Source organism: Microbacterium sp. MEC084 (assembly GCF_004514465.2).
In the GTDB taxonomy this organism is placed as follows: domain Bacteria; phylum Actinomycetota; class Actinomycetes; order Actinomycetales; family Microbacteriaceae; genus Microbacterium.
Map to the genome: position 1 here is coordinate 22,142 of NZ_MYFP02000022.1, position 7,149 is coordinate 29,290.

At 68.6% G+C, this 7,149-nt stretch carries 7 protein-coding genes; 6 read left to right on the forward strand and 1 reads right to left on the reverse strand.

Annotated features, from left to right (window positions below):
* The 6 genes from B5M43_RS13270 to B5M43_RS13295 are packed head-to-tail and all read left to right on the forward strand — an operon-like array spanning position 1 to position 6,905.
* Positions 1-738 carry a cytochrome c biogenesis CcdA family protein gene (locus B5M43_RS13270; RefSeq protein WP_067028615.1) on the forward strand — a complete coding sequence of 246 codons (738 nt, stop codon included), beginning with the start codon at positions 1-3 and terminating at the stop codon, positions 736-738.
* Positions 719-2,449, forward strand: a complete 1,731-nt coding sequence (locus B5M43_RS13275) for a cytochrome c biogenesis protein ResB (RefSeq protein WP_134746304.1) — start codon at positions 719-721, stop codon at positions 2,447-2,449. The genes B5M43_RS13270 and B5M43_RS13275 overlap by 20 nt, the downstream gene beginning before the upstream one ends.
* Positions 2,446-3,126, forward strand: a complete 681-nt coding sequence (locus B5M43_RS13280; RefSeq protein ID WP_230668144.1) for a thioredoxin domain-containing protein — start codon at positions 2,446-2,448, stop codon at positions 3,124-3,126. Before B5M43_RS13275 ends, B5M43_RS13280 begins: the two co-directional genes overlap by 4 nt.
* A complete protein-coding gene (lnt, locus tag B5M43_RS13285) occupies positions 3,098-4,663 on the forward strand; it encodes an apolipoprotein N-acyltransferase (protein ID WP_134746303.1) in 1,566 nt (521 codons plus the stop codon). The genes B5M43_RS13280 and lnt overlap by 29 nt, the downstream gene beginning before the upstream one ends.
* Complete coding sequence (locus tag B5M43_RS13290) at positions 4,660-5,169, forward strand: DUF3515 family protein (protein ID WP_134746302.1); 510 nt, start codon at positions 4,660-4,662, stop codon at positions 5,167-5,169. Before lnt ends, B5M43_RS13290 begins: the two co-directional genes overlap by 4 nt.
* Positions 5,166-6,905, forward strand: coding sequence for a cytochrome c oxidase assembly protein (locus B5M43_RS13295; protein WP_134746301.1), 1,740 nt, complete (start codon positions 5,166-5,168; stop codon positions 6,903-6,905). Before B5M43_RS13290 ends, B5M43_RS13295 begins: the two co-directional genes overlap by 4 nt.
* 24 nt (positions 6,906-6,929) lie before the next feature.
* On the opposite strand, the gene B5M43_RS13300 is transcribed toward B5M43_RS13295, so the two are convergent.
* The coding region (locus B5M43_RS13300; RefSeq protein ID WP_230667932.1) for an integrase core domain-containing protein at positions 6,930-7,149 on the reverse strand (220 nt) is incomplete at its 5' end.

Genomic DNA, 7,149 nt, shown 5'->3' on the forward strand with positions numbered 1-7,149 from the left:
ATGGGCGCGATCGTCGTGGACGGCGCCCTATGGCTCGCGATCCTCGTCGCTGCCCTGGCCGGACTTGTCTCCTTCGTCTCACCCTGTGTGCTGCCCCTCATCCCCGGGTACTTCGGCTACCTCGGGTCCGCCGTCGGCGCGGCGGAGGGAGGCAATGCCGCCCGGTGGCGAATGGTGGGCGGCGTCGGGCTCTTCATCGCCGGGTTCACGGTCGTGTTCCTGGCCATGACGATCCTCGGCGGCGTGTTCGGGATGTTCTTCGTGCAGTACTCGGCCGTCCTCACCCGGATCCTCGGCGTGTTCGTCATCGTGATGGGCTTGGTTTTCATCGGGGTGTTCCGCGGGGCCCAGCGCACCATCCGGCTGCGATCGCGCGGCGATCTCGGCCTGATCGGAGCACCACTGCTCGGCGTCGCACTGGGTATCGGGTGGGCACCGTGCATCGGACCGACGCTGGCGGCGATCATGTCGGTGTCGTGGAACCTCGGAGACCCGTGGCGGGCCGGCCTGCTCGGCCTCGCGTACTCGCTCGGGCTCGGCCTGCCGTTCCTGCTGCTCGCCCTCGGTGTCGGATGGGCCACCCGTTCAGTCACATTCGTGCGCCGCCACATCCGCGTCTTCAACATCGTCGGCGGCGCAGTCCTCGTCCTGCTCGGAGCCCTGATGGTCACCGGCGCCTGGAGTCGGCTCATGTCCATCCTGCAGGGGGTGATGCTGAATGTCACCCTCCCGCTCTGAACCCGTGACGACCGACCCCGCGCGCCCCGCCGACCACATCGACCGCGGCGGCGACGAGGAGCGGATCGCCTCGCCCACGCTCGGAGTCGCCGGATGGCTGCGGTGGGCGTGGCGGCAGCTGACCAGCATGCGCACTGCGCTGGTGCTCCTGCTCCTGCTCGCCATGATCGCCGTCCCGGGGTCGATCTTCCCGCAGCGAGTCGCGAACCCGAACGGCGTGACCCAGTTCTTCCGTAACAACCCCGACATCGCACCGACGCTCGACGCGTTGCAGCTGTTCGACCTGTATGGCTCGGTGTGGTTCTCGTCCGTCTACCTGCTGCTGTTCGTCTCGCTGATCGGATGCGTCATCCCGCGCATGCGCCACCATGCCAAGGCGCTCCGTTCCCGCCCGCCACGCACGCCCGTCCGGTTGCAGAGGCTCGACCATCACCTCGTCGACGACGTGCACGTGCCCGCGCACGTGGAAGCAGTGACAGAAGCGCCAGCGGCGATCACGATCGCAGAACGGCTGCTGCGCCGCCAGGGGTACCGCACCGAACGCTACGACGCGGCGGGAGTGTGGTCGGTGTCGGCCGAGCGGGGCTACCTGCGCGAGACCGGAAACCTCGTCTTCCATGCCTCCCTGGTCGGGGTGCTCGTCTCCGTCCTCATCACGGGCGGCTTCGCCTACACGGGGCAGCGGGTCATCGTCGAGGGCTCCACGTTCGTGAACAGCCTCAGCGACTATTCCTCGTTCACGCCGGGTCGGTTCGTCGACGACACCGCGCTTGACCCCTATTCGCTCACCCTCGACCGATTCGACGTCACGTACGAACTTCCAGGGACACCCGGAGCGGGGCAGGCCGGCGACTTCGCCGCCCGGCTCACGATCCGTGCCCCCGGCGATCCGGACGGACGCAAGGATGTCGTACGTGTGAACCACCCCATCGACGTCGCAGGCGACCGGATCTACCTGCTCGGCAACGGGTACGCCCCGACGATCACGATCCGCAACGCGGAAGGCGAGGTCGTCTACAGCGAATCGCAGCCCTTCCTGCCGCAGGACGGGATGATGACCTCGCTCGGCATCCTCAAGGTACCCGACGGATTGCCCGAGCAGATCGGACTGGTCGGGTTCTTCTATCCGACCCAGGGCACTCTCCCCAGCGGCGCGTACACGTCGGTATACCCGGACCTGGTGAACCCGGTCGTCACGTTCAACGTGTTCTCCGGCAGCCTCGGCATCGACGACGGCACGCCGCGCTCCGTGTACACGCTCGACACGTCAGGGATGACGCAGGTCACTGGCGGCGAAACGGGACTCGAATCCATCGAGCTCACTCCGGGACAGACCGCGAACCTGCCGAACGGGTGGGGCACGATCACGTTCGAGGACGCCGCCGGGACCGGGGATCTCCTGTCCTCCGTGAAGCGGTTCGTGTCGCTGCAGATTCAGCGCGACGGCGGCGCGATCTGGGTGCTCGCATTCGCGTCGATCGCGACGGCCGGACTCATCACCGCACTGCTGGTGCCCCGCCGTCGCCTGTGGGTGAAGGCTTCCCTGACCGCACCCGACGGAGCGCCGCACCTGCTGCGCCTCGAATACGCCGGCCTCGCACGAGGCGAAGACCCCCAGCTGGCCCAGGTCGTGTCACGTCTGCGCGAGGAGCATCTCGCCGCCGTCACTGACGACCCCACCGATCCGCCCACCGACAAGGAGACCCTGTGAACGCGCCTGCCTCCACCCGCAAGAAACTGCCGACCCCGGTCAAGGCCACCGTGATTTCGATCGCCGTCGTGGTCGTGCTCGTGATCGCCGCGATCGTGTATGTCAATGTGACCCGCCCTGCGCCGGTGACTCCCGACGACGGTGCGCTGCCTGGCACACGCAGTGACTCCCACGTGCTCGACGAGGCCGGGGCGGACGCACCGACGCTGGTGGAGTTCCTCGACTTCGAGTGCGAGGCATGCGGGGCGTTCTACCCGTACATCGAGGAGATCCGCGAACAGTACGCCGGAGACATCAACTACGTCGTGCGCTACTTCCCGATCCCCAACCACTACAACTCGATGCACGCCGCCGTCGCGGTCGAGGCAGCTGCGCAGCAGGGCCGGTTCGAAGAGATGTACGACCGGATGTTCGAGACGCAGATCGAGTGGGGCGAAGGCCAGTCATCCGAGGCAGCCCGCTTCCGCGGGTATGCCGAGGAGCTGGGCCTGGACATGGACGCGTACGACGCGGCAGTGGCAGACCCGCAGACGCAGGCCCGCGTCGAGGAGGACTTCCTGGAGGGGCAGGAGATGGGTGTCACTGGCACGCCCACGTTCTTCCTTGACGGCGTGAAGCTCGAGCTCACCTCCTTGACGGATCTCACAGATGCCCTCGATCGCGCCATCGCCGACTGAGACGCTCCCCTCCCCCACACCGGTCGGCGCAGCCCGTCCCCTGCTGCGAATGCGCCTTGCCATGCCGACCGCATTGGCCGGTGGGCTGATCCTCGACCTCGCGTACCCCGCCGTCGGGTGGTGGCCCGCGGCATTCGTCGCCGTGACGCTCGGCCTGCTCACGCTGATCGGGCGAAGCGTCCCCGGGGCGCTGGGCGTCGGGCTCGCATTCGCCGTCGGGTTCTTCCCGCTCCATCTGATCTGGGTGGACGAGTTCCTCGGTCCGCTGCCGTGGATCGCACTGGCGGCGTTGCAGGCGACGCTGTTCGCCATTGGGGCGGTGCCGATCGCGCTCGCGTACCGGTGGTTGCCACGACGGGCCGGCGTCGTTCTGCCACCACTGCTGGTCGCGGGGTTGTGGACGCTGCGCGAGCTGGTCAGCGGAGCATGGCCATACACGGGATTCCCGTGGGCGCGAATCGGGTTGAGCCAGGTCGACGGGCCCTTCGCCCAGATCGCATCCTGGACAGGGACGGGCGGACTGTCATTCCTCGTCGTCGCCCTGTCTGCCTCAGCGATCCAGGCGGGCCGTGCACGGGAGCCGCGTCGCGGTCTCATTCCGCTGGCAGTCGCGGTCGTGCTCGCGCTGCTGCCAGCGTTCCCGACAACCCCGGCAGGCGAGCTGCGGATCGGCTGGGTGCAGGCGAACGGGCCATCGGCCTACTTCGACGAGCGCGCCTCCGGTGACATCCTCGCCGCGCAGTTGGCCGCCACCGAGACGCTGCTCGGACAGGACATGGACCTGCTCGTCTGGCCCGAAGGATCCGTCGACTCGGATCCTCTGAACCAGCCGGCGACGGCCGCAGTGCTTGATGACGTCGTACGCCGGGCCGAGGCACCGGTGCTCGCCAACGCCGCCACCCAGCGCGGCGACGACACCTACAACACGTCGCTGCTCTGGACGAGGGAGGGCGCACCGCAGATGCACGACAAGATCAACCCCGTGCCGTTCGGCGAGTACGTGCCCGATAGGTGGTTCTATGAGGCGATCGCCCCCGAGCTGATCGAGCTGATCCAGCGCGAGTACACCCCAGGGGCGAATCCGCCGCTGGTCACGGTCGGGAGTGTCGCGCTCGGGCTCGCGATCTGCTTCGACGTCATCTACGACGATGTCATCCGTGCCGGCGCGCTCGGCGGCGCTCAGGCATACGTGTTCCAGACCAACAACGCGGACTTCCGCGGCACCGACGAGAACCTCCAGCAGCTCGCCACCGCCCGGATGCGTGCGATCGAGACCGGCCGCTCTGTCGCCAACATCTCCACCACGGGCACGAGCCAGCTCATCGCCCCCGACGGCACCGTCCTCGACGAGGCGGCAGCCGGGACGACCGCGGCCCGGATCGGCGACATCCCGCTGCGCACCGGGCTGACCCCCGCCGTCGTGATGGGCCCGTGGCCGACCGCGATCGGCGCAGGCGGGGCGGTCCTGGCACTGCTACTCCTCGGGATCGCGCGCCGCGGCCTTTCGCTCCGCCTCGAAGAACGGAACCTCTCATGAACCGTCCACGCTCTGTTCTCGCGGCCGCGCTCCTCGCTGGCGTACTAGCGCTAGCCAGCTGCGCGTACACGGTCTCGCTCGATGCCGCAGCGGAGGCGGAGAGCCCGTTGTGCGCGAACGCCTCCGTCCGTCTTCCCGAGACCATCGGCGACCTCGAACGGCGCTGGACCGACGCGCAGGCCACCGGCGCCTGGGGCCTCCCCACGGCCGTCGTGTTCAGCTGCGGCCTTGAGCCTCCCGCCCCGACCACGCTGCAATGCGTGACGATCGGCGGCGTCGACTGGATCGTCGACGAAACTGACACGCCGAACCTGCGCCTGACCACCTACGGGCGTGAACCCGCCGCCCAGGCCTACATCGACACCACTGTCGTATCAGCCGACGAGGTGCTCGGCGTGCTCTCCACCGCGGTCCAGCAGCTGCCCGCGACCGGTGAGTGCACCGCCCCCGACGTCGAGACCGGTCAGCAAGACGCACCGACGGCTGGCGATGGGGACGGCCGATGAACTCACGCATGCTCCGGCTAGCAGGGCCCTTCATCCCCGCCCTGGCCGCCCTGGCCGCGCTCATCGTCGGACTGCTGATGGGCGGCGGTGCGGAACCGCGCTTGATCTCGGATCCTGGACCGGTCATCCGCTGGGGCTTGCCCGTGGTGAAGCTGCTCGTGAACCTCTCCGCCGCGACCATGGTCGGCGCTCTCATCGTGGCGTTGTTCGCCCTCCGTGCCCGAGAACGCGAGTTCGGCCTCGCCCTCGACGTGGCGTCGGCCGCCGCTGCGGTGTTCACGGTGGCTGCGGGCGCCACCGGCTTCTTCACGTTCGTGTCCACTTTCAACCCGGAAGTCTCCGCTGGCATGGCGTTCGGCCAGCAGCTCGGTCGATACCTCACCGAGACGGAGCTCGGCCGCGTATGGCTGATCAGTACCGTCGCCGCGGCCGTCATCACCATCCTCGCGTTCGCGGTTCGCGGCTGGGCATCGACGCTCGTCACCGCGCTCGTGGCCATCGCAGCACTGGTGCCGATGGCGACTCAGGGCCACTCCGGAACCCTCGCCAACCACGACGCCGCGGTCATGGCACTGATCATCCATGTCGTCGGCGTCGCCGTCTGGCTCGGTGGACTCGTGACGCTCGTTTTCCTCCGCCCAGCGCTCACGGCCGGGCGGGTTCGCATCGTGGTGGAACGCTACTCCACGTTGGCACTGGCCTCGTTCGCGCTGGTCGCCGTCTCCGGCGCTGCCCGCACTTTGACGTCGATCACCGATCCGCGAGAACTCCTCAGCCCCTACGGGGCGCTGCTCGCCGCCAAGGCCGTGGCGCTGTTCGTCCTCGGCGCGCATGGCGTGGTCTATCGTCGCCGCCTCATTGCCCGGATGACGGGCACGGGCGGGGCAGCGTTCTGGTGGCTCATCGTCGCCGAGCTCGGCATGATGGGCATCGCCAGCGGTGCCGCCGCCGCGCTCGCGCGCACCCCGGCTCCCGCCGACGTCCTCGCGCCCGCCCTCACGACAGCGGCAGAGATCCTCACCGAGGCGCCGCTGCCGCCTGAGCTCACGCCGCTGGCGTGGCTCACAGCCTGGGAGGTCGATCTGCTGTGGGCCGTCGTCGCGGCCGGCGGAGTGGTGTTCTATCTCGCCGGGGTCCGCCGCCTGCGCCGCGTTGGCCGGGCCTGGCCGAAGTCCAGAACGGTCCTCTGGACATGTGGAATGCTGCTGCTGTTCTGGACTACGTCAGGCGCGGCAGCCGCGTACGGCGACTACCTGCACAGCATGAATATGCTTGGGAGGATCCAGTTGCTTCTCGTCATCCCGCCGCTTCTGGTCCTCGGTGCCCCGTATCGCCTCGCCCTCGAAGCAATCGCTCACCGCAACGATGGCAGCCACGGGATCCGCGAGTGGCTCCAGGCTGCCACCCGATCACCCGCCCTCCGGATCCTCCGACGTTCGGCGGTTGCGACAATCCTGATGGTGGCGACTCTGTGGGGCCTCGGCGCGACTCGCGTCCTATCCTGGACTCTCGTCGATCCGCTCGGCCACGAATGGGCGATCGCGCACTCACTCGCAGTCGGGAGCCTCCTGGCCTGGAACGTCCTGACATCCGCGCGGCCGGCCGTGCGTGCCGCCGTCACGGGCGCCATCACGATCGCTGCGACGGCGCTCGGACTCTGGAATCTGCTTCAGCCAGGGCTCGCCTTCGCGGATTGGTTCGGGGCGATGGGGCGCACATGGGGGGCCTCACCGTGAAGCGTCCCCGGTTCTCTGCCGCTCCTATGCGGGTGCCAGCACCGGGTGGGATGGCGTTTCGAGGTCAGCGTAGTAGACGGCCTCGAACTCGTCGGGCGGGACATCGCCGAGCGTGGAGTGCAGGCGCCGGTGGTTGTACCAGTCGACCCATTCGGCGGTGACCCATTCCACGTCGTCGACGGTCCGCAGCGGCCCGTTGCGGAATGGGGAGTCGTCGCGGATGGCTTCGTTCTTGAACAGCCCG